This window comes from Ralstonia pickettii (assembly GCF_000607165.1).
In the GTDB taxonomy this organism is placed as follows: domain Bacteria; phylum Pseudomonadota; class Gammaproteobacteria; order Burkholderiales; family Burkholderiaceae; genus Ralstonia; species Ralstonia holmesii.
In genome coordinates, this window is record NZ_JFZG01000038.1 from 47,839 (window position 1) to 72,225 (window position 24,387).

The following is a 24,387-nucleotide window of genomic DNA, read 5'->3' on the forward strand; positions in this document are numbered from 1 at the left end:
CATGGACGACGACAAGCTGGCGAAGAGTGTCGTCATCCGGGCGGGGCAACGCCCCGCCCTGATGCTCTACGTGCCCCTCGCTGTTTTCCTCACTGAAGCAATGGTCGGCCTGGCGCTGTTCCGCCTGATTGGTTTTTGGGTTTTGACCCTTATCCCGATCCATTTCTACTTTGTCGTGAAGACGGCCGAAGACTTTCATTGGTTGACGACTTTGAAGGCGGATTTTTACCACTGGTGGCTCTTCATCAAGAACAAAGGGCTTCATGGGAAAAATGTCGTGACCTTCTGCGCAACACCGCCGAACGCAAGAAAGAACGACTATGACGGCCTTCGTTGAATCCCTGATTACCAAAGAAGAACCTGCGACGAAATACATTCCGTATTCGTCGCAGGTTGACGCCCACACTTGCGTCACGATTGATCGCGATTTGACGCGCACCATTCAATTCAACGGCATTCCCTTTGAGACGATGGGGAAGGACGAGTTGAATGGCTATACGGCTCAGTTATTTGCCGCCGTCAACACCCTCGGGGCAAACAACACCCGCGTGGCATTGTGGAGCCACATGGTTCGTCGCAAGCTGCAATATGACCTGAGCGATATCGAGTACGACAACCACTTTTCTCAAATGCTTGGCGACCAGTATGCCAAGCGCGTCGACAAGAAGACGTTCTATCTGAACGAGCTGTATCTTTCGACGGTGTACCGGACAGCACCAGGCCGAGCTGAGCGACTTGGCTCCAAGCTCGACAAGACAGGAAGCCGCGCGCTACTTGAGGCTGGCGTTGAGCAGATCGACCGCATCACCAATCAGCTCCGCCGCAGTCTTCGCCGCTTCCACCCGACCGTGCTTGGGGTGCAAGAGTTTGAAGACAAGCCCGCCCTGTCCGAGCTGCAATCCTTCTATGGGCTCATTCTCAATGGGGAATGGGCTCCGGTTCCTCTCGAAAGCTATTCGGTTCGATATGCCATTCAGCGTAGCGAACTGAACTTCGGGACGGAAATTATTGAAATCATGGGGCCGACCCGTTCCCGGTTTGCAGGAATCATCGGCCTCAAAGCGCCCTATGGTGCAACGGAAATCGACGCGTCTGTGTTCCACAGTCTGCTGCGGTTGCCGTGCGAGTTCATCCTTAGCCAGTCGCTCACCTTCCTGCCGATTAACAAGGCCGACAAGTTTCTCGACCAGCAAATTTCGAACTTCTCAAGCACCGACCAAGAATCGAACAAAACGCAACTGGACGAACTGAAGGCCGCTCGGAACAACCTCTCATCCGGCAAGTTTGGGATGGGCGAGCACGAATTCATCTTGACCATCTACGGTGATTCCATCCAAGAGGTCAACGAGGGTATCGGCTTTGCTGTCGCCGCGTTGGAAGAAAAGAACCTGACGGCAATCCGCAAGCGCCGTGGCAAGCTCATCACGCAGTATTTCGGCATGCTGCCCGGCAACTTCATCACTGAACGGCTCGATGCGATGCCGATCAGCACGGACAACTTTGCTGCGTTCTTCCCGATGCATAACTTCCTCACAGGCCGCGCAGATGGCAGCCAGTGGGGGATGCCTATCACGGTATTTGAGACCACGAGCGGAGCACCGTATTTCTTCAACTATCACGTCACCCGGAAAAGTCTGAAGAACCAGGGCATCAGGCTCGAATACACAGAAGAGAGGGAAGAGGGTGACGACGCTGAAGACGAGGATGAAGACCAGCAAAGCATGCAGGATGTTGTATCAGCGCCGGCCATTATTAGCTCGCGTGGTGACGATGTGAGCGATCCGGCCAAGCTGGCTGGTGCATCCGCCGAAGGTGAACGGGAAGGGCGCGCTGCGCGAGAGCACAAAAAGGAGCTGGGCAACTACATCATCATCGGCCCGTCTGGTTCCGGCAAGACGCTTACGAAAATGCAGCTTCGCGCATTGCTGCGTAAAAAGCGGAAGGGTCTTGGTGTGCGGCCCTTCAAGACCTACGCCTGGGACAAGGACTATGGCGAGGAAATTCTGATTCGGGCGATGGGGGGGCGCTACTTCACCTTCGAACCTGGCAAGCCGACCGGCCTGAATCCGTTCTCGCTTCCTGATACGCCCCAATCGCGGCTGTTCATTATGGAACTGCTGTTGTGGTGCGCTCAGACCGATGAGACATACACGCGCTCGGGCGCAGACGACGACATTCTTTTGAGCGTGATTGACGATGTGTACAAACTCGCGGCAAATCGGCGTTTGGCCCGGATTATGGACACGTTGCCGGGCGATGAGGATGCAAAGCGTCTACCGAATGGTGTGCTGGTAACAGGTTTGCGTGCTGCACTGAAGCGATGGATTGGCCCGGATAGCCCATACGGCTGGGTGCTCGACAACAAGGTCGATCGTTTCGATATGTCAAACGCAAACGACTTCGGGTTCGACATGACCTCGTTCCTAGACAACGAGTACGCGCGTACGCCGATTCAATTGCTCATCAACCACAAGATCGAAAGCGGTATCGATGGAAGCCCGTTTGTTCTTGATATCGCTGAAGCGTGGAAGGCCCTGAAAGACCCTTTCCTGTTGAACACCATCGAGAACAAGGCGAAAACCGTACGCAAGCAGCAGGGCATTATCGGTCTGGATACACAAGACCCGACTGACCTCAGCAATTCCCCAATCAGGGGGACGCTGATGCAACAGTTCCCGACGCTGATCGTGCTACCGAACGATCGGGCGCACGAGAGCGACTATGTTGACGGCCTCAAGCTCACCCGACGTGAGTTCAACTTCGTCAAACGGGAGATGCTTGATGAGCCAGGCAAGTTCCTTCTGAAGCAGGGCAATGAGTCGGTTGTTGTGAAGAACGACTTGAGTGGCATGGACGACATGATTTCCGTCCTCTCAGCAAGCATCGAAAACGTGATGGTCGTTCGTGACCTGATCGAGCAGTACGGCGAAAAGCCCGAAATTTGGCTCCCCCAATTCTTCCGTAAGAGGCACTAATCATGATCCGCAAAATTATTCTCGCAGTCAGCGCGTTTGTCGCTTTCACTGGTGTCCAGGCTCAAGGCATCTCCACGTACGACAACGCTGCGAACTTGCAGATGGTTCAGCAGCTCGTTACTGCCGCGCAGCAGTTGGAGCAGTTGAAGTCTCAGTTGGATCAGATGAAGTCGCAGTTCGATGCGCTGAATGGTTTGCGCGACGTGTCGAAGCTGTTGAATAACCAGCTTCTCTCGCAGTTCCTTACGCCAGACCAACAAGCGCTTCTTGGCGCGTTGAAGAACGGGAACGTCTCTGGTTCCCTGTCTGGTATTAGCGGCATCCTCCAGAACACGCAGCAGCAGAACGCCGTTGTCCAGTGCGCGAATGTTTCCAGCAACCAGGCCGCCCAGGCGCTCTGCAACAAGCGCTGGCAACAGGCGTCGCTTGCGCAATACACCGGCTCGCAAGGCTATGCGCAAGCCGCAGCAAACATCGACAACCTGTCGCAGTTCCTCTCGTCCATCCAAAACTCGCCCGACCCCAAGTCGCTGCAAGACCTGCAAGCGCGCATTGCACTGGAGCAAGTGAAGCAGCAGAACGAGGCTTCCAAGCTGGCGATGTTCAAGGTCATGCAGGACGCGCAAGACAGGATGGATCGCATGAACGCCGGGGCAGCCACCAACAAGATGCTCACGACCGGTTCTGGCATCCGCTTCTGATTGCCAATTTCAGAGGAATTTGACATGCGCTATTTCACCGTTCTGTTGATCGCCGTTCTGCTGGCTGCCTGCGACCAGGAGGCACCTAAGTCGGCCGCAACCACGCCCGATCAACCCAAGGCCGTGGCGGAACCCTTGGTGGCTGCCAAGGGTTACTACGACGGAAGCGACACCGCGCCATGGCTGGCGCTGAACAAGGCATGCAAGGACGAGATTGCGGGCGGCAAGCGCGGCGTGAATTGCTCCGCTTTCGAGACTGCCAACACCGAAGCTAACAAGATGATCCGGGCCAATCCGGCCGGCTTTGTCGGTGTGCGCGTGAACCTCAAGTAAAGGCAGTACATCATGGCTTCCAGCACGTTTGCTGATTTCTTCCAGAACGTCGACGGCGTATTGCAGTCGGTCTTCACGCAGGCCGCGAACGGCATGTCGGGGTATGTCCTGCCTATTGGCTGGGTGATGTTCGGCGTGTCGGCGCTGGTGTGGTCGCTCCTTGTTATGCAGGGCAAGATCGACTCGCCAATGAACGACTGGGTAATGAAGGGAATCACCATCTGCCTGATTCTCTACGCTGCTGGAAACTACTACTCAAGCTGGATTTCTGCGCCGCTGTTCAAGTTGCCCAGCGAGCTTTCCAATGCCATCGGAACCAGCGGAAGCCCTAGCCAGATTCTCGACTCGCTGAGCGACAAGATGCAGGGCCTTTGTATGGGCATCGGCTCAGCCATGGTTGACTCCTTCCAGAACCTGAACGTGGGCGGTGGCGTGATCCTCTTGGTTGCACTGCTGCTTGTGTCCGTCGCTTGCATCCTGCTTCTCGTTGCGGCGGCCTACAACATCTTGTATGCCAAATTTGGCCTCGCGTTCGTGCTTGCTGTCGGCCCGTTCTTCGTTATCTGGTTGATCTGGAAGCAAACGCAAGCACTGTTCTACTCGTGGTTGAACACTGCGCTGTACTTCGTCTTCCTCATCGTCGTTGCATCACTTTTCATCATCATGTTTGTCCAGATTACGGACAACTACATGACAAAGCTGACGGCGGCTGTAACCGCGCTAGCTCCCGCCGCGCCGAGCGCTAGCCTGGCGGAAAAGCTCGCAGGCTTGCTGACCCAGGCCACGATGCCGCCCGATGCTTCGACAGCGATGAGCACGCTCAACATCCTGAGCATCGCGTTCCAGCTTGTATTCATATGCATCCCGCTCTTCTTCATCGAAATCCAACTGCCGACGATCGTCGCCAGCATGACGAGTGGGCAGGGCGGCAGTGTTGGTAGCGGCGGCTTGATGGTGATGCAAGCCGTTCGGACAGCCGCACTCTCTGCAATGAAGAAATAAGACAACCAGTTTCCGGAGTACAAGATGAAGATTTTTTCGATCGCCGCGATGACGGGGCTGGCCCTTGTTTTGTCTGCGTGCGGGACAACTCAGGCTCCGCCGCCTGAATGCAAGGGCACGCCGCGCGCTGTGAACCATCTTCCTACCACTCGCGCAGCGCTGACTTGCACGGAGGCACAAGCATGAAATCCCCTCGTATGAAGCCAGCCGTTCAGGTCTATGCCGAGAACATCGATAAGGAGCAGGGATACGCTGAGGAAGAAGCTCGCAAGAAGAAGCTGCTCAAGCTGGGCGCGATCAGCGGATGGAGCATTGCAGTTCTCGTTTGCGTTTCCGTAGCCCCTTTGCTCCACCTCCAACACATCATCGCAACCGTCATCGTTGTCGACAGGGCATCCGGCGACTATCGCGTTGAGCGTGAGGGCCAGTCACTTGTGTCGTTCAACGATCCTGATTTCAATCGTCGGGCAACCTCTGACCTCGGCAAATACGTGAAGGCGCGAGAGGGCTTTACTCGTGGTGAGGCCGATAACAACTACAAGACGGTTTGGCTGATGAGCGCTCCTGAGCTGCGTGGTCAGTGGGACGCTTACTACAAGCCCGATTTGAACAAACAGTCGCCGCTCAACTTCATGCAGGCGGCGGATGGTTGGTCTCTGGAAAACCTGTCCTACTCGTTCATTCCGTCTAGCGAACGTGACGTGCGTGTCGCGCAGGTTCGCTATGACTTGATTAAGCGTCAGGGACAACTACCGACAACAAGCCAACGGATGGTGTCGACGGTGACGTTCAAATACGACAAGGCGAATGTTCCCGAGAACATGGATGACTTCACGATCAATGCCTTCGGGTTCGTAGTGACGAACTACCGTCGTGACGAAGATGGTCCGATCCGCCCGCTAACGACGGTCGGGGCAGCGCAGCAGGGTTACACGCAGGCGCAGACAACATATCCGCAGCAGCCTGCGCCGGCACCTCAGTACCCGCAACCGGCTCAAGCCGTTGCCGCAGCACCGGCTAGTGCAGCGACGCGAGAAGGGCTCAAGAATCTCATTGCCAATGGAGCTGCCAAATGAAGACTCACACGCTGCGTGTCGCAATTGCTGCGGCGATGCTCGCGTGTGGCGCAGCACACGCAATAACCGTTCCCTCACCCAGCACACAAGACAAGCACTTGCAGGTGGTTCCTTTCACGACGGACGTAATTGCGGTGCAAGGCAAGATCGGAATGATGTCGCTCATCCGATTCGGTAAGGGCGAGACAGTCGTTGACTACGGGATGGGCGACAAGGAGGCATGGACGGTGAAGTATTCCGGCAACCAGATCGCCTTTGTCCCGCGTGCTCAGCAGGGCGATACCAACCTCTTGGTCGTAACCAATCGCCACAAGTATTGGTTCTCTGTTGCGATGAGCGAAAACAGTTTCGCTGTCGATGCCGCAGACGACGATGCACCCAAGAAGAAGCGTGGGCAAAAGCAGTATCTGCCGACCACCTGGGAACTGGAAATTCAGTATCCGGCTTCGGAGCTGCAAGCCCTTGCGGCCAAAGACCCCGCAACCGTGGCCGCCAAGGCGAAGGCCAAGATCGACACGGCGTTCGAACGTGCCAAGCGGGAGGGTCGCTTGGATGCCGATTACGGCTATATCGGTGATGACGAGCTACTTCCAACGGCCGCATACAACAACGGGGAGATGACTTTCATCTTGTTCCCCAACACGATCGCGTTGCCCCAGGTGTATGAGAAGGAGCCAGACGGAACAGAGGTCCGCTCAGCGTTTCACATGGAAGGCGACATGATGGTGATTCATACCGTAGCGCGGAAGCTCATCATTCGCCGCGGTCGCCTTGCTGGTTGCCTCATTGACGGCCAGTACAACCCGACCGGATCAAACACAAACACGAACACCATCTCGCCTGAAGTGCAACGCGAGCTTAATCAACCTGGCGCATCGGTGAAGGAATGAGACTGCGTGACAAAACGGAAAAGCCGGCGACAGAGGATCGCGCTGAGCTGAAAGAGAAGGTGATTGTCGGTGCGTCGCCTGGGCAAAAGCTGGTCGGCGCAGTGGCAGCGGTGGGCGCGGTCGGCGTGATATTCGGCGGCTTGGCATACAACTTTTGGTATCTGCCACACCAGAAGGCTCAGGGTTCGCCTGCTCAAGCCAAACAGTCGTCTCAAGAGCAAGCCCCGCCGTCTTCGCCATCGCTTCATCTGAACCCGCTGGGTACGGCGCAAGCCGCTGATGCTCAGCCGATTGGTGGGCAACCTCCGCTGCCCCCCGGGTTGATGGGTGGCATGCCGGCATCTGCACAACCGCAGGCGGCCGGCACGATGCCGATGCCGGCTGAAAGCGCTAGCCAGCAACCCAGCGCTCAGCAGCAACAGAAAGAGCAACAGGAACGCGAGATTCTGAAGCGCAAGCTCAATAGCGACATGGGCGGCATGCCAAACCAGGGCGGTGCTCGCGTGATGCCCGTGGCGGCTGCCGCGACGCAATCTGGTGCACCGGCCGCGCCGGCAACGCCGGCAGGCGCAACCCTTCTGAGCGGCAACGCCACAGGGGCCAATGACTTTTCGGGGCGGCTCATTCCCACATCGACCCCGAAGGTGGCTGCCTCCTACATCCCCAATCCGAGCCTCACGATCAAGAAGGGCACGCCCATCCGCTGCACGCTTGATACCGCGATGAACAGCGATGCGCCTGGGTTCGTGAGCTGCACCGTTTCGAAGCCTGTGTACGGCATGGACGGCAAGGTCGTTCTTGTCGATCGGGGCAGCACCATCGATGGCGAAATGGCAAAGGGTCCGGAGCGCGGCAAGAAGCGGGCGCAAGTGCTTTGGGGCCGCATCGTGACGCCTCTGAATATCGCGATTCAGGTCAATTCGCCTGGCACCGACACCCTTGGCGCGGCCGGTCTCGATGGCAGCATCGACAACCACTATTGCGAGCGGTTCTGTGGCGCTTTCCTCTTCTCTGGGCTCCAAGACATTTTGCAAGGTGGCCTTCAAGCAATGAGCAACAAGAGCAGCGGGAACACGACAGTTGTGTTGCCGCAAAACACTTTGAACAGCGGGCAAAACGCGGCCGGCGAGATTCTGATGCAGGGCCGCGATGTGCAACCGACTTTCACCAAGAATCAGGGTGACGAAATCACGATCACAGTGGCCCGCGACCTTGATTTTTCGACTGCCTATCATCTTGAGGAAGTTCAGCAATGAACCAACGAGCATCGGCGGAGGTTCTGTCGGGAGCGGAGGGCGACGGACTGGACGCCGCTCAGCGAGAACAACAGGAATTTGAGCAGGAGAAGCTTGAAGCTCTGCGGGACAGATTGCGCCTGTTCGCCCCCTTCATGAAAGAGAAGGGTGTGCAGGAAATTACTGTCAACGAGCCTGGCGCTGTCTGGCTGTGGAAGGGCGGGGCTTGGATAAGGGTGGAAGTTCCTGAGCTGACGTTCGACTATCTGAAAACGGTCGGGCGCAACCTATCGTCTTTCTCGAAAAAGCCGTTCAACCGGCACAACACTTCGCTATCGGGGCACATGCCGATCACGGGTGAACGGATCGAGATGACGCATCCGCCGACATGTCCCGAGAACACCCACTACCTCAACATTCGCCTCCACACTGCTACGGCGTTTGCGCACGAGCAGTTTGTCGAATGGGAGTACTACAAGGACACCCGTCACGAATTCGCGTTCTCCGTTTCTGACGATCAGCGCGAGCGGTTGAAGGCCGCTTTGACCAACGAAGAACGCGAACTGTGGGAGCTGGCCCAAGCGCGCGACTGGCCGACATTCATGCGCAAGGCCGTTGAGTACAAACAGAACATCGTCGTGTCTGGCGCTACTGGTAGCGGCAAAACATCCTATATCCGGTCCCTGGTGGAGTTTGTGCCGCACTCGGAACGGCTCATCACTGTCGAAGACACGCCGGAAATGCCGTTGCCGAATCACCCCAACAACAACCGTCTTCTCTACAAGAAGACGGAAGACGGGGAGGGCGCTACAGCAAAGGATGTGCTGCACTCCGCAATGCGTAAGACACCAGACCGTGTGTTTATGGCCGAGCTGCGTGGCGACGAGGCGATGTTCTACCTATCCGGCGTTCTCGCCTCCGGCCATCCTGGCGGTATGACGACGACGCACGCCAACTCGCCCAAAGATGCGTTTTTCCGCCTCGCGATGCTTATCAAGCAATCGGGGCCTGGCGGCGGCATCGACCTGAAGGATATTTTGATGTTGCTGCGCCAAACTGTTAACGTGGTCGTGCAGCTCACGTTCGATCACGACAAGGGCCGCCGCTACATCCCAGCGATCTACTTTGATCCGATTTATCGCCTCACTCTGCTTGATTGACGTGCAACGCCCTACAGAGCAAGAAGCTGAGCCACCGCCTCAAGAAGAGCATGCCGGTGACGATCAACCTGATTGGCCAGACTACGACATTCGCGACACCGTAGAGGGCCATTCCGCCTAACCCATCGAAATAGGACGTACCAATGGACGACGATTTTGTTCCGAGCTATCAGGATAGTGGTGTGAGCGCGAGCGACAAGTTCGTGACGGTATCGAATGGCTCCCGCCGCGTTGAAGTGCCCGATGGCGAAGGCTACTTGATGGCCGTGGAAACCACGGACAGCAACGGCCTTCCTGATGGTCGATACGACCTTTCCAAAGCGATTGAGGCGCGGGCGCAAGCGGATCGTTCCTACGATGGCCAGGTGCTGCACACCGACAAGGAAAGCGTCTATCACCTCGTTGGTGAAGAGGTGGTCAAGCACAGCATGTTCGAGGTTGCGAAGCATACCGTGCCGGAAATCGGCGCAAAGTTTGCGGTTGCCTATGCCGGTGGTGTACCGCAAGTTGCGCAAAGTATGGTTGCAACCAGTCACGCCGCAGAACAGTTGGCTGCGACGCCGCAGCCTGCGCCCACCGTCAACGACCACGCCGGTCTTGTTCCGCGCGAGCAAGTCACCAGAGACCTTGAGGCGTTATTCAAAGTCGATCCTCGCGCGATCGACAAGGTGCCTACTGCCGCCGACATGACGCAGAAGTCGGCTCAGGCGGGGGGGCATTTCGACGGCATATCATCGCGTCTCAATGCGAGCGGCGACTATGCGGGCGAGCTGAAGAAGCTGTCGCCTGACCTCTATGAAAAGCTGGCCACGCCCGAGACCAAGGCAGTGGTCGACGCCAAAGAGAAGTTGACCCGCGCAGTTGAAGTCGCAGAACGTCTCGATCAGGCCAAGACGCTGACGGGGAAGGGCGGCGAGAAAACAGCTACGGATGGCCATGGTGGGCGGGAGCAAGAGCGCCGTGGCTTCTCCGTACCTCCGCACATCAAAACGTCAGTGGAGGCGCGTGTTCGTGCGGCGCAAGACCTTGTTCACCAGTCGCATACATTGCAGCCTCTGTACGGGCCTAAGCAAAGTCGAGACGGGACGCACAAGCAACCTAAGCAGCAGGTAATTAAGCCCAAGCGCGGCATGTCGCGCTGACGCACGTCTCTTTTGGGAGGGATCATGAGCACCGATGGTATTGGGCACGATCTAGGGAAGATGAACGCCCAGGCATTGACCGCTGAGATGGGGCGGATAGAAAAGCTCATCTCGATCAAGACGAACCAATGGACGCCGCCTCTGACGCCAGATCAGCGCACCAATGCAGTTGAACTCACAGAGGCGGCAATGGGGTTGCGTCACCAGATGGCGACTGGCCATCTGGCGAAAGAGCTGAATCGGACGCTTGAGCCGCATCAGATGGCAGCCATGAGCCTGGCGCGCTCGATCGCCAACTACGATGCATCTGGCACACCGAATCCTTTCCAGAACGAGCAGCTACGACGGGCGTACGCGAGCGAGCAAGCATTTGCGGCAAATGTGCGTGCCCAAGATGCGAAGGCAAAGCCTGCCAACTCGGCTGACGTGCTGAGCCAGGCGAAGGCGCTCCCGCCGATGTACTCCATCAAGCCGCAGCAGATGGCTGGCGCAGCCGCGCAGCAGCAGAAGCCGAAGGCAAAGCGGGGCATGTCCCGCTGATCTATGTGACGGGGTAGGGCGGCTGCACATTTGTGAACGATGGGGCGCGAGCTGTGGTCATTCTGGCCGCAGCTTTTTTTTGTCCTTGCACTTGACACCGTTTATATAAACGGTAGACTTTGAACATGCGATGCGACATGGCATCGAGACAAGAAAACGAGGGGTCGATGAAGAAGTTGATTGCGGCGATTTTGCTGGCCTGTGCGACGACAGCGAACGCGCAAGGTGCACTCTTGGTGGTAGGGCCGCCCCGATGTGTGGCGGGAAATCCTGCGGCACCGCGATTCATCGTTTCCGGGATCATGCGCCTGTTCAACGCGCCACCGGGCGAAGCGACCTTTCGAGTCGTTCACAACGTGGTAACTGCGGCGAATGCCGACGCTGCGATTGTCGCGTTCACACGCAACGTGGCGGAGAAGTATCCGGCATATGCGTTGGTCGACACGATTGTCGATCCAATTCCTGTGGTGTGCCGGCCCACGGAAATCTAGTCCGCTAGGGAATGAGCAATGGAAACGGTTGAGCTGGGTGCAGGCATGACGTTCGAGGCGATTGCCGACTACAGGCTGATTTGGAGCATGCCGGCCGGGACGCCACTTTGCGCGCACCGCGATTTGCGCTTGCCTAGCGAGGGCGCTGCGCCATCTGCTGTGGGAGGTGCGCTCTGCGGGGTGGCTGGCACTCGTGCCGGCGATACGCCGACCTTCAAGAAGGGGCGCACGTATGAGGTGGAGACCATGCATCCAATCTTCTATCCGCCATACGTGTGTGTTCGAGATGACAGCGGGCAGCTACAACGGCTCGTGGCCGCCCATATTCGATATTTTTTTGGCAAGCCTCAGTGAGCCTGGCGAGTAGGAGTGCGAGATGACGGCAGATCAGATGGTGCAGGCTATCAAGTCGCATCGCGGGAAAATTAAAGTGCGTGCGGACTTTGCGGGAACGGCCGTTTTTCTGCACGTACCGAAGCCGGAGCTTATCAGCCATTTCGAAACCCGAGGGTGCGAAGAAACGGGGGTCGATTTGATTGTGACGGGGAAGGGGCGCGCGATTATCGACACCTGGGCGTGAGGCAAAACATGTCACTCAGACCGAGCTTAGCCAGGGAAGCTGTTGCGCTACGGCCGTACCGCGTTTTCCAACGAGGGAATAAAGAGGTTTCAAGAACCTACGAGGGCACGACGTTCCCGGCCGGACCCTACCAAGGCTGCGAGCTGGTGTTGCGGAGGTGCGCAGCTTTTGGGGGCATGGTTGGCGACAGTGAGCGCGAATACGCTGTGGTGGACGTGCTGGATGCTGCTGGTGATATCGTTCAGGAGTACCGCGTGAACGGTCATGGGTTCCGCTATCTGCGTCGCGTCCTTCGCTTCAAGGTGGAGACAGACGAGACAAGGGAATTGCCACCGCTACACCTAACCCCCAAATGATCCAGTGGATAGTTTGATGACTGACAAGAAAGACCCGTACGACACGACCAGCTCCCGCCGACAAGCGGCGCACCTTGAGCGCCTGGCAGCGACAAAGGGCAAGCGCAAGGTTCTTGACCTTGATGGTGACGACGTTGCCAAGCTCAATACGCTGCGTGACGGTGGATATGGAAAGGACGATAGCGCAGTGCTTCGGCGCGCGCTGGCCGACGCATATAGCAAGTTCAGGAAGAAGAAGAGTTGACCCTATCTCTGGCGAGCATGCACATGGAACGATACCAAGACGCAAATGACCCTTTGAATGGTCCCGATTTCCTTAGTGGTTTCATGTGCTTGGAAGAGTGCGGCAGGCCAGCAGGCACCTACTGGAGCCCGTTTTGGTGTCAAGCATGCAACGCCAAACGACTCGGGGCGATGCGTACCAATGGCATAGATTCAGGTGATGCGCCCGCTGTGGCGCGTTGACTACTGATAGAGCTAGCGTAGGACGATTCGTCATCCATTTCTGTTGTGGGCGGTGGTGTTGGCCATCGCCATTTTTTTTGCCTGCGTGTATCTCTTATCGTCTATCGTGAATTCTGTGCGATTGATAAATAATATCTCTCTATGTATAGACATAACGAGATACGGAGTGTATATTTGAACCATGTTCACGAGGATGTGAGTGCGGGCGAAAAATGCAAGGCGATCTCTTCCCTAAAGAATTTCGGCAGTCGGTCGAAACCACGTTGTGTGTTGGCGAAAGCCGTGCGAAGCAGATTGCTGACCGAGTGTTGGTCCCTGTATCCGAGGCGCTATCGCGAGAATGTGCTTTCAAGGTTCCGGTGGCTCTGTCTAGCGCTGCTTGGGAAGAGTGTGTTGAGTGGGCGGAAGCCACCACGCAAGAGGCGCTTTGGGGCGTTCTGTTTGCTGCGCTCGGCGCAATTCGAGGTATGGACCGTAAGACCGACAGCGCGGACTTTGAAGTGCAACGGGTCGCGTCTGCGGAGGCGTCGGCGTCGCCGGTCAGGTTGAAGGTGATTGTTGGGCCTGGGGATAAACGGGAGCCCGTTCTGACGATCTACCTGGCCGACGAAGTTTAAGTTTTTTTTCGGAGAAGAAATGTCTATTGCTCGGGTCACTGTTTCTGTTGTGCTGGCGCTCGCTGCGGGGGCCGCAGGAGCGGAAGGCGCTATGCGCGGCGCAATCACCGATGTGCTGCGCGGGGCGACAAGTCCTGTTCCGCAGGGCCAGCAGGTCGAAGTGGGGTTTTCTCCCGAGGGCTCGGCTGTTCAACTTGTGTTGAAGGCTATCGGCAGTGCCAGAAAATCGATCCACGTGATGGCCTATGTCATGTCCAGCCCTGAGATTGCATCTGCTTTGGCGCGGGCTTCCAGGGGCGGCATCGAGGTATACGTTCAGCTCGACTACAAGGAGAACATCGAGGAAGACGATCGCGGATTCATCCGCAATCGTCTCGATGAGCTGTCCCGGTCTGGTGCGGTTCTTTGCACGATCAGCGCTTTCCCTGCCATGCATGAGAAGACGATGGTGATCGATGGACGGCACGTTCAGCTCGGCTCTTTCAACTACAGCACCCAAGCCGCACGAAAGAACTCAGAAACCGCTCTGGTTCTGTGGAATGCCCCGGCAGTGGCTCAGCAGTACGAGGCACATTTCCGTGAGCGAATCTCATACTGCACTGCCTATCGCGCAGGCCACTGAGCAGCGGGGATAACGATGAAAGACGATCGCTGCCAGCATCTGGCGAACGAGCTGACGCTTCGGGTAATACAGGCGCTCTCAATGCTTGGAGAGGCTGCGATGCTGGTGCCAAGCCCGATGGGCGCGGCTTGTCTGAGCGCGTGTTCTGTGCGGTCTGCACACGCATCGAGCTATGCGCTCGAAAGGACAGCCACCGAGTTTCAGGTATCCGGTCTGATTGATGACGTGAATTTTGTTCTCAGCATCGATCGTCAGGCCCTGGCAATTGCATCAAGTCGTGACGCCCTCGCAGACGCCGCCTTGATGCAGCTCCGCTCCGACCTAGAACGGTTTCGGGACGAAGCCAAGTGGCTCAGTTCCATGGGGAACGGACAGTCTAAAGGAGAGAGTTATGCGCACGTTGGTCGATCGTGAGCCGTGGTGGGCGCAGCCGCCCAAGAAGGGGCAGGACGAGTTGGAATGCACGTGGGGATGGCTCGAAACGTACTCGGATGGAAGCTTTGTGTTCGATGCGTCGACCAGGCCGAGTGACGAGGAAATTAGGAACCGGCGCGGGTGCCGGCTGTACGAATAGTCCGAGCAATGCAAGCAAGGGAGCTGCAATGCAATCATTGAAGAGGGTGGTGGCTCGACTGTTCGAAGTGCTGATTGGCCACGAGCGCGCGACAACGGACGAACGCGCGGCTGCCTTGAGTGAGGAACGTATTTGGTTCGCAGTGCAGCGTGCCCGCGAGGCGGTAGACCGGAAGGGCGGGGCGCGTGCCAGCCGTCGTTTCGTTTTCTCAGATGACAGCGACACTGAGGCTGTTGGCGGGATCAACCGCCATGAAGGATGATTTGATTTTTGCGATTACTACGGGGGGTTTATGAAAAATTTGTCTTCTCTCAGCAAGTTCACGATTGGGGCTGTGGCCGTTGCCGCAGCCACGGTTCTCGGCTTTACGTTTGGAGCCGACCGGGTGTTGTCCAAGCCCAAGCTGGAGGCTGATCCTGTGCTTGATGCTCAGTTGGGAGCACAACAAGTTTCGCTCCCGAAGGGAGTGGTGAGCCTGATGTGTGCGCCTTCCCTCAAAGAAGCCGTGAAGCAAGTTGTCGGGAAACAGCCAGACAACCTGCCCAACGGTTTCACTTGCACGGTGATGTTGGCGGGGCAAAAGCTGGCGATGCCATGGGCAACGTACGCTGGCGAGGGGCAAACCATGGACGGCGCGAGTGCCATGCCGTTTCTTCGCGCGGCCTGGGCAGGGCTCGCATTCTCCGCCAGCCGTAGCGAAAGCGGTGCACTCAAGGTGCTGGCACGTGTTGACGACAAGAGCACGGTCAGCACACAAGAGGCAGCGACTGCGATCAAGTATGTGCTGACGAAGCTTGGGGCCGAGCCGATGGCGAATACGGATGCCGTACTGGGTGCGGCCGGCGAGTCTGAGGCAACGAGGGCATGGGAGGCGCAGCGGCGGGCGAATGCTGCAAGCTGGTCAAAGCAGTAAGAGCTAGTCGGGATGGCGCGTTGCCACGCGCCTTGCGGGGGCTGTCAACGGCCCGTCGTTTTTTGATGCCGCTGCGGGCTCGGAGTAGAACTAAGGCATCCTCTTACATGTGTCTGATGAATCACATAATCTGTATTATGTTAACTATGAGTCACATTCTTGCGGCCCTGGCCCTGGCCGTGGCCCCTGTCCTGGCATTTTCCCTGTTGGCTCACGCGCACTGACGCGTGCTTACCGCGCTTTCGAATCCGCCTATGTCGCACACCCACGCCCAACTATGCGCCCTGGCCGTGAAGTGGCTGAAGCGCTCAGATAGTCAGAAAGGCCCCGGTTGCCTCGTGGCAGTGAGCGAATGCACGCCGTTCGACAACGGTGAAATTCCGGACGCCTTGGGCTTCAGAAACGTCTCCTGGGAAGACAGCTCGGTATTGGTGGAGGCAAAGACCTCTCGATCCGATTTCCTTGCAGACGCACGCAAGCCTCACCGCATAGAGCCGGCGCTAGGGCTTGGCAGGTTCCGCTATTTCCTGGCCCCTGCTGGCCTGATCGCAACTGATGAGCTGCCCGCAAGATGGGGGCTCATCGAGGCGGCAGGCAATACTCTGAAGGTCCGTGCTGGGCACGTACTTGAACCGAGGCAACCCCGCCTGGGATGGAAGAAAGATGTAACCGCGTGGGAGCACCCTCACAACCGCGATCGTGAGCGTTCGTTGTTGGTGCGCCTGCTCGCGCGTGTGGGGGATGTTGATGCCCTGCACCGCGAGCTGAAGATTGCACGCAACAACTACTCACGGACGGCCAAGGATGCTGATCGTCTTCGTGCCGAACTGAAAGACGCAGAGACACGCCTGTGGCGGCTTCGCTGCCGCATGGAAGACGCCGGCATTTCGGAGCATGACGCGGTATGACGAGCAAGGCTTTGGGCATGGCCGCGTTTGCGCTTGGCATCACGATTTTCGTCTGCTCCCTCGTCATCACCATGCGAATCGGCCTGGCCGGGGCGGATGGATGGCTGGCCCTCTGCGGTGCCACTATCGGCACAGGGCTGGCAGCGTTGGGGGCCTATATCGCGTTCGATTTTGAACTACCGGCCTTGCCCGATTCTCGGCTACGTGAGGGCTCCGATCGGGGCAATTCGCAGGCGTTGTAACCGTGTCGTAAATGGCTTGATGTGCAGTCTCAAAACGCGTACAGTAATCAAAACTTGATCGCATTTGAGGTTGCATTTCATAGCTCGACTCGGCTGGCTGAGTCGGTCGTTTAACACCCCGTCAGATGGGCGGGGCTACAGGAGAAAAAAATGAATGCTTTCCGCTTTTTCATGCTGGTCGTGTACGGCATCCCCGCGTTCGTTGTGCTGCTGCACTGGATCGCAAACGCCAGCCGCTTCATGCACTGATTCACGTCACTACCTGTTTTGGAGGTCGGTATGAGGCTTGCCGTTGACAACATCGAGGCGATGACGCCGCAACAGGAACGAGATTTTTGGACGTTCTTCGCGAGCGATATCGCGCGTGATGATGGGGCAGTTGCGCGCCGGCATCTGGAGGCTGGCAACCCGGTGTATGTGCATACGGCGGAGACCCCAGCGGGCATGATCGAGAAGCGGTTTCCGAACGGCCGTCGCCAGTTGGTGACGTGGGACAGCTCGGGCGAGCACGTTGTGTCCGAGCTGGCCTTGTCGTGAGCCAGGAACAGCCGCACAAGCCGCAGCTATGGGTTGTCGCAGGCCCCAATGGGGCGGGCAAAACAACTCTCACTGGACAGCATTTCGCAGGGCGTGTCGTTGTCGTCAACCCTGACGATATCGCGCTTCGCATCAATCCCCACCACAACGGATCTCCGGCAGTCATGGTGCAGGCCGGCCGTGAAGCCATCAAGCAGCGTGAGTCGCTTCTTTCACAGAAGGCTAGCTTCGCGGTTGAGACAACGCTAACTGGCAAGGGCGAGCTGGACCTGATGCGCCGTGCCTCGGCGCAGGGGTACAAAGTCAACCTCTTCTTTGTCGGGTTGGACAGCGCGCAGCTTTCGGCCGGCCGCGTCGCGCAGCGTGTTCGGAGCGGTGGCCACCCTGTCCCTTTGGACGATATTTTCCGTCGTTTCGATCGCAGCTTGGCGAACTTGTCTGCCGCCTTGCCTATGGCCGATCGTGCTTTCGTGCTCGATAACAGTGGCCTTCGGCGTCAGCTTCTTCTCTCCGTGGAGAACGGTCGCGTCAAGCACTTCACCAAACAGTTGCCACCGTGGGCGCAAACAGCCATCCCGGCCGCCATGCAGACGGTGGCGAGCAACCATCGCTCCCATTCTCTCAAGCCATGAGAAAGATCGGATACGCCCGTGTCGGGTCATTCGACAAAGGCACCAACACAGAAGCCCAGCGGCTTGCTGATGCCGGATGTAGTGAAGTCTTCAAGGACACCGATTGTGGGCCTGGCGCGGCCAGGCCGTCGCTCGATGAGGCTTTGTCGAAATTGCGTGCCGGCGATACGCTCGTTGTGTGCGCATTGAGCCGGCCGGCGAAGTCCATCAAGCATCTGATGGAGCTGGCAACCGAGCTGGAAAAGCGCGGTGCCCATTTGTGCAGTCTGGACGAGGGTATCGACACCGCCAAGGGGCCGGGGCGCTCGATCTTATCGACGCTGGCTACCTTGGGGTGCATGGAGCGTGATCTTGCGCGTGAGCGGGCCTTGGAGGGTCTTAACGGCGCGCGTGCACGTGGACGCAATGGCGGGAAGAAAGAAAGTCTGTCCGAGCAGGAGCAGGCCCTACTTGTGCGACGGCGCACGGAGGGCGCAAGCGTGCAAGACATGTGCAGCGAGTTTGGCATTGCCAAGGCCACTTACTACCGATACGTGCACAAGCTTGTCGCGGTAGACACGAAGAATCACTACGGCTTGCAGAAAAGCGAAGCCACGCCCCTTGGAGAAGGAGCAGAACAATGAACGACGCCATGCAAGACCACCTGATCGTTGTCGACGCGGCTAGCTCGGTGACGCATCGTCAGAGGCGGTTGATCGAGGATGCGCTAGAAATTGAAGCGGAAGACGCCCGCGAGGCGGGAGCGCTGGGCTACATGGCCCGTGCATTGGCGCAAGCCACCCTGCCCCACACCGACCCGAAATTGCCGCCTGGAAGCCTCTACACGCGCGATACAGGGCGGCTTACGCTGACTGTGGCCCCCACCAGCAAGAAGCATGGGATTCCCTACGGCACAATTCCGCGCGTCGTAATGGCTTGGATTTGTACCGAGGCATGGCTGAAGAAGGACCGTGTTCTGTCTCTTGGACACTCTCAAAAGGAGTTTCTGGAGAAGATCAAGATGAACAACAACGGAGCGGAGATTAAGCGCTTCCGTGAACAGGTGTTGAGGCTGTTCAAGTCCGTTATCTCGGTGGAATACTCGGACGATCGCGAGGGAGACCTTTCGGCGCGGCTGATGATTTCCGACAAGTCGCACGTCTTCTGGCACCCGAAGCAGGACGATCAGCGAGCCTTGTGGGAAAGCTCGCTAGAACTGTCGGAGGGCTTCTACAAGGAGATTGTCTCGGCACCAGTGCCGATTGACCTCCGGGTGTTCCACTCGCTCAGCAAATCGCCTCTGGCGATGGACATTTACACCTGGCTCACCTATCGCATGTTCGTGCTGCGCAAATCCGGCCGGCCCTACGTCCATGTGCCGTGGGCTGGCATCAAGGCGCAGTTCGGTTCGGGCTACGAAGACAGTGAAAAGGGCATGAGTAATTTCCGGTCTAAGTTCAAGACGCGGCTCAAGGAGGTGCTGTTGTACTACCCTGAAGCCAGGGACCACATCGATGAGAACAAGGAATGTCTGATCCTGACGCCGGCAAAGCTCCACATCTCACCGCGCATCAAATAGTTGCGTGTCGTACCAAACGAACAAGGCCCCATGACGGGGCCTTTTTTTATGCGCCCGATGCCGGCCGCGATGAGTGAGTGGCGGCCGCTGCGCCGTCGTCTCATGCGCCTGGCAGCGTTGGCGGTAGCACTCGCGCGGCGATGGATGTTCCGGCGCGCAAGACTCGCACGTCGACGTGCGCTGGTACGCGCGCCCATGTCGTCGTTGTCACCATCCCTAGATCGCGAAGTTTTGTTACAGCAACATGCAGCGTATCGCCGTGGAACTCACTAGGGCTCATGGCCGCGTACCGAAGCGCAGCCGCTTCCAGCTCCGGCCATAACTCGCGCGGTGCAGTGACGACATTCCTTGGCGCGCGTAGAGGCCCAGGGGCTGCATCATGCGCAATGCCGGCCGCGACTACGAGCGCTGCCCCGAGCAGGGGTAATCGTACTTCTCGTGCAAAATCTGGCGGTTTCCCGGCAAAGCCTTTTTTCATAAGGCTTTCCAGGTGATTCCGACTATTGTCTGCTGCCTTCCGGCGTCTTCGGGAGTACGATGTCCGCCCCGCGATTTCGGATCGCGTCACCTGAACGGGGGCGGAAGATGTCGGACTTGCAATTTCGCTATGTGGGAAAGGACTGCTTACCGGCCCGCTTATCCGAGTTCGATATCGATCATTACTTTGCCTTGACCGGCAGCGATATCGCCGCGATTAACAACAAGTTCCGACGGGACGGGCGAGCCGGCGCCGCCATTCAGCTGGTTTTCCTGCGTGCTAGCGGCCGCACCCTCGACCAGCTCAATACCCTACCCCGGCAGTTGCTGCGCTACGTCGGCGACAAGCTCGGCTTGCCAACCCCGACCATTGCGTCACTACGCACAATCTACCAACGCTACAAGACGCTTTACGAGCATCAGGTCTGGGCTTGCGATTACCTCGGCCTGAGGCGGCTGGATGAAGACCAGTGGACGGGCCTCGAAGCCTGGATGCGGCAGGACGCCACCGAATCGCTGTCGCTGGACGAGCTGGTCCAGCACGCCAACTACTGGCTGTACGAACGGCGGATTCTGATCCCTTCCACGCGCGCGTTGCAGGACTTGGCGCGTTCCATTTGGGCGAGCATCGAGCGTGACCTGCTGGCCACGATTGAAGCGGTCGTGCCCATGGAGCAGGTTGCGCGGGCTGAGGCCGCTGTATTTGCCCAGCATGCGGCCTCCAGTTCGACCGTGCTGGAATGGCTCAAGACGCCGCCCGCACGCCACAGCCCGTCCACCATGAGCGAGACGCTGGACAAAATCCGCTTTCTCAAAGGACTGGGCGCGCATACCTGGGCGTTGGATGGCATCCCGATCGAGAAACAACGCGCCTATGGCCAGCGCGTCCAGGCCCGCCGTCCTGCCAAGATCCGCGAACTGAAAACGTCCACGCGCACCATCGAACTGTTGTTCTTCCTGCGTGTGACCCTGCTGGAGTTGACGGACGCGATGGCCTACCAGGCCGGACGCCGCGTCTCCGATCTCATCAGGCAGGCCTACAACAAGACCACTACGAAGCAAGCGCGCTCGGCGCTCCAATACCGGCAGCAACTGGTCGAGATCAAGGGGCTGGTTGACGACGACAGTCGCTCGGCCGAAGCGCGCCTGGCAGACATCGGCCAGCTGCTCGAAGGCCTGTCTGCCAAGCCCACCGCAAGCCATGCCGCGAGCGTGCGCGAAACACTCACAGAAGATCACCACCGCATCCGCAACCTGCTGGCGCCCCTGCGGGAATTGGAGCTGGCCGGAAACGGCAACGAGCCGGTCATGCGGCAGCTTGAGGTCATCGGCAAGCTGTACGAACATGGTGCGACGGAACTGCCGCCCGATTGCAATGTGCCGGTGAGCGCAAGCTGGCGTGATTTGGTCGATGGCGAAGATCGTAAGCGCGCGCTGCGCGCGATGGAAGCCTGCGCGATCACGGGCTTGCGCAAAGCTCTGCGCCGCGGCACGGTCTGGATCAGCCACAGCCTGTCGTTCCGGGAGCGCGATCAGTTGCTGATCCCGCCGACACAGTGGGAATCGGAGCGGGACCGGTATCTGTCCTCGATCGGTTTGCCGAACCAGGCTGACACCTACCTCAACCGCCTCACGGATCATCTGAAGGCAGGTCTTGCGGCGCTGGACGAGGCCCGCGAGGCGGGTCACTTCACGATGGATGCGAACGGTGTGTTGCATCTGTCGCCGCTGGACGCGGCCCCAACCGACGGTGTACCCACGCGTACACGTGATCTGCTCTTCAAGGACATTGGCAGCGCGCAGTTTGCCGACATGATCCTGGAGATGGATGCCCGTACGAATTTCAGCGAGGTGCTGCTCGCACGCAAGGCGCGCGATGCGCACGAGTTGATCTCGCTCTACGCTGCATTGATCGCCCACGGTACCGAACTGGATGCCAAGGGTGTGGCGGCCATGATCCCGCAATTGGACACGGCGCACGTCTCTACTGCGATGCGCGCGTTGGAGATGCCGGGGCGGCTGCGCCGCGCGAATGAGCGCGTGGTGGAGTTCCAACGCACGCACGCGATCACCGAGCTGTGGGGAACCGGTCAGCAGGCGTCGAGCGACTCGATGAGCCTGGATACCTCACCCCACTTGTTTTACGCACGCGCCGATCCGCGCCGGCGCACCCATGCGGTTGGCATCTACACCCACGTGCTGGACCAGCACGGTATCGCGTACAACCAGCCCATGGTGCTCAACGAGCGGCAGACCGGCGTAGCGATCGAAGGCGTGCTGCGCCACAACGAGACCCGTACCGGCGGCGGGCTCCTCCGGCTCGCGGTCGATACGCACGGCTATACGAACGTGGGGATGGCGGTGGCCAAATTGCTCGGCTTTGACCTGTGCCCATGGCTTCGCAACCTGTCCGAGCGCAAGCTGTACGTGCCGCGTGGGCTGCTAGTGAGCGACGGCTTGTCGGCCGCAGCGTCTCACGAGATCTCGCTCAAGACTATTCGTGAGGGCTGGGATGGGTTGCTGCGCTTGGTGGCGTCAATCTATTCGGGACGCGTGAGTGCGATTGTCGCGCTGCAGCGCTTCGGCAGCGCCGCCCAAGGCGACCCCATCCACAAAGCTGCGGATCACCTGGGCAAACTGCTGCGCACGCTGTTCCTGTGCGACTTCTTCAGCAATGCGGAGTTTCGCCGCGAGTTGCGCACCCTGCTCAATCGGGGTGAGTCGGTCCACCAGCTTCAGCGGGCCATCTATTCCAGCAAGGTGGCACATGACCGCGGGCGCCGTCAGGACGAAATGATCGCGATTTCCGGATCGCTGACCCTACTGACGAACCTGGTGATTGCCTGGAACACGCAGCGTATGCAGGCCACGGTCGATGCGTGGCGCCGCAAGGGGCTGCGCGTCGAAGACGACTGGCTGCGCCGCATGGGCCCGGCCCACTTCGCGCATGTGAATTTCCGGGGCATCCTGAGTTTCCCGATCCACCAGTACCAGGACACCCTGCTGGAGGCAGCGCCTCGCCGGCGTGCGGGATAATGGCAATTCGCAAGTCCCAGGCTGATTAGCTCCAGTGGGTATCGGTCACCGGATCGTGCAGCGTCACCTCGACAAAGCAGTTGCACAGGTCCGCCTGGTCGTGCATCTCCGCAATCAGTTCCGCGATGGCCTGTTCCAGTTCGGGGCCAGCGGCAAACGGCATCACGATCTCGTATTCGGTGCGGGGGCCCTCCAGCGGCCGCATTTGGTACTGGGCCAAGCAGCACTGCTCAATCCAGCGACGCGCCTTGGACTTGCCGCGCACGAACTTGCTGTTGCGCTCGATATAGAGGCGCACGATCAAGCGCGTCTGAGCCACGGGCTTGGGCACAGCCATGGGGCGCTGCTCCGTCGATGCGGGTGGGATGGCCCGCGGTGGCATAGGTGCTGCAGGCGGCGCCAGCGCCGATTCGATACGGTGTTGTGCGAATGGGTCTGCCGCGTCAATGTAGCGCATGGCGGAGCGGACATCCTTCCAGCCGACGTACTCCATCAGCATCTTGAGATCCCACTGGTTCGCGTTGGCCCAGGAGGCAAAGCCGCGCCGCAGCGAGTGACTGCTATAGCGAGCCGCCTCGGGCAGGCCGGCTTCCTGGAACAACGTTCGCAACAAGGGCACGACGCTGGCGGCCTGCAGCCCGGCGTCGGCGATCTTCCCCCAGCGATCGATGCGCCGAAAAACCGGACCCCGCGTCAAGCCGGATGCGGCCAGCCATGCCTCGTAGGCCGCCACCGGGCACAGACGCGACAAGGCCGGTGCCCGGTGCGTCGTACCAACGTGGTCTGTCTTGGTGCGCGGCAGGAAGATGGTCATGCCGCGCCCAGGTTCGACGGTGATGTGCTCGATCTGCAGCCGGCTCAGTTCGTCCGATCGGAAACCCCGCCAGAAGCCGATCAGCACCAGCGCCTTGTTACGGGTGTGGACCTGGAGTTGACGGCCCGCATTTGCCACCGTAGCTGTGGCGATCTGGGCATCGAGCCACGCGACCAATCGCTCCAGTTGCATGAGTTGCAGCGGTTTGGCGCGCCGCTCCTGGGCAGGGTGCAGTGCCTGGATGCCCTTGAGCACCTTCCGCACGTGTGGCGCCCGGGTCGGGTCGGGGAAACCCTGTGAAACGTGCCACTGCCCGATCGCAGCAAGGCGCTGACGCAGCGTGTTGATGGCAAGCGTCTGCGCGTGGTCGGCCAGGTAGCGCGCAATGCTGTCGGCGCTCGCCGGCAGGAAGCCTCCCCACTCGACCTCGAAATGCCGAATGGCCGATTGGTAGCTGCGCCGCGTGTTATCGCGGGTCGCGGCTTCGAGATAGCGGTCAATATCCGGCATC

General features: G+C 58.8%; 28 protein-coding genes. 27 read left to right on the forward strand and 1 reads right to left on the reverse strand.

Going from position 1 to position 24,387, the window contains the following annotated elements:
• Window position 1: 1 nt before the first annotated feature.
• From BG83_RS0127285 to BG83_RS0127430, 27 genes are all read left to right on the forward strand, one after another.
• Window positions 2-337 carry a VirB3 family type IV secretion system protein gene (locus BG83_RS0127285; protein WP_024979716.1) on the forward strand — a complete coding sequence of 112 codons (336 nt, stop codon included), beginning with the start codon at window positions 2-4 and terminating at the stop codon, window positions 335-337.
• The gene (locus tag BG83_RS0127290) at window positions 321-2,975 is read left to right on the forward strand and encodes a hypothetical protein (RefSeq protein ID WP_024979717.1); all 2,655 of its coding nucleotides are present in this window, start codon (window positions 321-323) and stop codon (window positions 2,973-2,975) included. The genes BG83_RS0127285 and BG83_RS0127290 overlap by 17 nt, the downstream gene beginning before the upstream one ends.
• Before the next feature lie 2 nt (window positions 2,976-2,977).
• Entirely contained in the window at window positions 2,978-3,676 is a 699-nt protein-coding gene (locus BG83_RS0127295) for a type IV secretion system protein (protein ID WP_024979718.1), read from the forward strand.
• 24 nt (window positions 3,677-3,700) lie between these two features.
• On the forward strand, window positions 3,701-4,009 hold the full coding sequence (locus BG83_RS0127300; protein WP_024979719.1) for a hypothetical protein: 309 nt from the start codon (window positions 3,701-3,703) through the stop codon (window positions 4,007-4,009).
• Between the two features lie 12 nt (window positions 4,010-4,021).
• Window positions 4,022-5,011 (forward strand): type IV secretion system protein, encoded by a 990-nt coding sequence (locus BG83_RS0127305; RefSeq protein WP_024979720.1) that lies wholly within the window; start codon window positions 4,022-4,024, stop codon window positions 5,009-5,011.
• A 182-nt stretch (window positions 5,012-5,193) separates the two neighbouring features.
• Complete coding sequence (locus BG83_RS0127310) at window positions 5,194-6,087, forward strand: type IV secretion system protein (RefSeq protein WP_160169408.1); 894 nt, start codon at window positions 5,194-5,196, stop codon at window positions 6,085-6,087.
• Complete coding sequence (locus tag BG83_RS0127315; protein WP_024979722.1) at window positions 6,084-6,977, forward strand: TrbG/VirB9 family P-type conjugative transfer protein; 894 nt, start codon at window positions 6,084-6,086, stop codon at window positions 6,975-6,977. Before BG83_RS0127310 ends, BG83_RS0127315 begins: the two co-directional genes overlap by 4 nt.
• Before the next feature lie 59 nt (window positions 6,978-7,036).
• Window positions 7,037-8,233, forward strand: coding sequence for a TrbI/VirB10 family protein (locus tag BG83_RS28445; protein WP_235193288.1), 1,197 nt, complete (start codon window positions 7,037-7,039; stop codon window positions 8,231-8,233).
• The gene (virB11, locus tag BG83_RS28450; RefSeq protein ID WP_024979724.1) at window positions 8,230-9,372 is read left to right on the forward strand and encodes a P-type DNA transfer ATPase VirB11; all 1,143 of its coding nucleotides are present in this window, start codon (window positions 8,230-8,232) and stop codon (window positions 9,370-9,372) included. Before BG83_RS28445 ends, virB11 begins: the two co-directional genes overlap by 4 nt.
• Before the next feature lie 143 nt (window positions 9,373-9,515).
• The gene (locus BG83_RS28455) at window positions 9,516-10,514 is read left to right on the forward strand and encodes a KfrB domain-containing protein (protein ID WP_024979725.1); all 999 of its coding nucleotides are present in this window, start codon (window positions 9,516-9,518) and stop codon (window positions 10,512-10,514) included.
• 24 nt (window positions 10,515-10,538) lie between these two features.
• Window positions 10,539-11,054: a hypothetical protein gene (locus BG83_RS0127335; protein ID WP_152543784.1), complete on the forward strand. Its 516-nt coding sequence runs from the start codon at window positions 10,539-10,541 to the stop codon at window positions 11,052-11,054.
• A 167-nt stretch (window positions 11,055-11,221) separates the two neighbouring features.
• Complete coding sequence (locus tag BG83_RS29530) at window positions 11,222-11,545, forward strand: hypothetical protein (RefSeq protein ID WP_152543785.1); 324 nt, start codon at window positions 11,222-11,224, stop codon at window positions 11,543-11,545.
• 18 nt (window positions 11,546-11,563) lie between these two features.
• Entirely contained in the window at window positions 11,564-11,899 is a 336-nt protein-coding gene (locus tag BG83_RS0127345) for a hypothetical protein (protein WP_024979728.1), read from the forward strand.
• A 22-nt stretch (window positions 11,900-11,921) separates the two neighbouring features.
• Window positions 11,922-12,125 carry a hypothetical protein gene (locus tag BG83_RS0127350; protein WP_024979729.1) on the forward strand — a complete coding sequence of 68 codons (204 nt, stop codon included), beginning with the start codon at window positions 11,922-11,924 and terminating at the stop codon, window positions 12,123-12,125.
• A 372-nt stretch (window positions 12,126-12,497) separates the two neighbouring features.
• Entirely contained in the window at window positions 12,498-12,725 is a 228-nt protein-coding gene (locus BG83_RS0127360) for a hypothetical protein (RefSeq protein ID WP_037032602.1), read from the forward strand.
• A gap of 433 nt (window positions 12,726-13,158) precedes the next feature.
• Complete coding sequence (locus tag BG83_RS0127365; protein ID WP_024979732.1) at window positions 13,159-13,563, forward strand: DUF6573 family protein; 405 nt, start codon at window positions 13,159-13,161, stop codon at window positions 13,561-13,563.
• Window positions 13,564-13,582: 19 nt separating this feature from the next.
• Window positions 13,583-14,185: a phospholipase D family protein gene (locus BG83_RS0127370; protein ID WP_024979733.1), complete on the forward strand. Its 603-nt coding sequence runs from the start codon at window positions 13,583-13,585 to the stop codon at window positions 14,183-14,185.
• A gap of 15 nt (window positions 14,186-14,200) precedes the next feature.
• Entirely contained in the window at window positions 14,201-14,599 is a 399-nt protein-coding gene (locus tag BG83_RS0127375) for a hypothetical protein (protein WP_024979734.1), read from the forward strand.
• Between the two features lie 188 nt (window positions 14,600-14,787).
• The gene (locus tag BG83_RS0127385) at window positions 14,788-15,021 is read left to right on the forward strand and encodes a hypothetical protein (protein ID WP_024979736.1); all 234 of its coding nucleotides are present in this window, start codon (window positions 14,788-14,790) and stop codon (window positions 15,019-15,021) included.
• 30 nt (window positions 15,022-15,051) lie between these two features.
• Window positions 15,052-15,672 carry a hypothetical protein gene (locus BG83_RS0127390; RefSeq protein ID WP_024979737.1) on the forward strand — a complete coding sequence of 207 codons (621 nt, stop codon included), beginning with the start codon at window positions 15,052-15,054 and terminating at the stop codon, window positions 15,670-15,672.
• 254 nt (window positions 15,673-15,926) lie between these two features.
• On the forward strand, window positions 15,927-16,580 hold the full coding sequence (locus tag BG83_RS0127395; RefSeq protein ID WP_024979738.1) for a hypothetical protein: 654 nt from the start codon (window positions 15,927-15,929) through the stop codon (window positions 16,578-16,580).
• Window positions 16,577-16,822: a hypothetical protein gene (locus BG83_RS0127400; protein ID WP_024979739.1), complete on the forward strand. Its 246-nt coding sequence runs from the start codon at window positions 16,577-16,579 to the stop codon at window positions 16,820-16,822. Before BG83_RS0127395 ends, BG83_RS0127400 begins: the two co-directional genes overlap by 4 nt.
• Window positions 16,823-17,101: 279 nt before the next feature.
• Window positions 17,102-17,359 carry a hypothetical protein gene (locus BG83_RS0127410; protein WP_024979740.1) on the forward strand — a complete coding sequence of 86 codons (258 nt, stop codon included), beginning with the start codon at window positions 17,102-17,104 and terminating at the stop codon, window positions 17,357-17,359.
• The gene (locus BG83_RS0127415) at window positions 17,356-17,991 is read left to right on the forward strand and encodes a zeta toxin family protein (protein WP_024979741.1); all 636 of its coding nucleotides are present in this window, start codon (window positions 17,356-17,358) and stop codon (window positions 17,989-17,991) included. The genes BG83_RS0127410 and BG83_RS0127415 overlap by 4 nt, the downstream gene beginning before the upstream one ends.
• On the forward strand, window positions 17,988-18,614 hold the full coding sequence (locus BG83_RS0127420) for a recombinase family protein (RefSeq protein ID WP_024979742.1): 627 nt from the start codon (window positions 17,988-17,990) through the stop codon (window positions 18,612-18,614). Before BG83_RS0127415 ends, BG83_RS0127420 begins: the two co-directional genes overlap by 4 nt.
• Entirely contained in the window at window positions 18,611-19,549 is a 939-nt protein-coding gene (locus tag BG83_RS0127425) for a replication protein RepA (protein WP_024979743.1), read from the forward strand. The genes BG83_RS0127420 and BG83_RS0127425 overlap by 4 nt, the downstream gene beginning before the upstream one ends.
• A 585-nt stretch (window positions 19,550-20,134) precedes the next feature.
• Window positions 20,135-23,062: a Tn3 family transposase gene (locus BG83_RS0127430; RefSeq protein WP_024542513.1), complete on the forward strand. Its 2,928-nt coding sequence runs from the start codon at window positions 20,135-20,137 to the stop codon at window positions 23,060-23,062.
• A gap of 25 nt (window positions 23,063-23,087) precedes the next feature.
• On the opposite strand, the gene BG83_RS28280 is transcribed toward BG83_RS0127430, so the two are convergent.
• Window positions 23,088-24,386, reverse strand: coding sequence for a site-specific integrase (locus BG83_RS28280; RefSeq protein ID WP_024542514.1), 1,299 nt, complete (start codon window positions 24,384-24,386; stop codon window positions 23,088-23,090).
• Between the last annotated feature and the right edge of the window lies 1 nt (window position 24,387).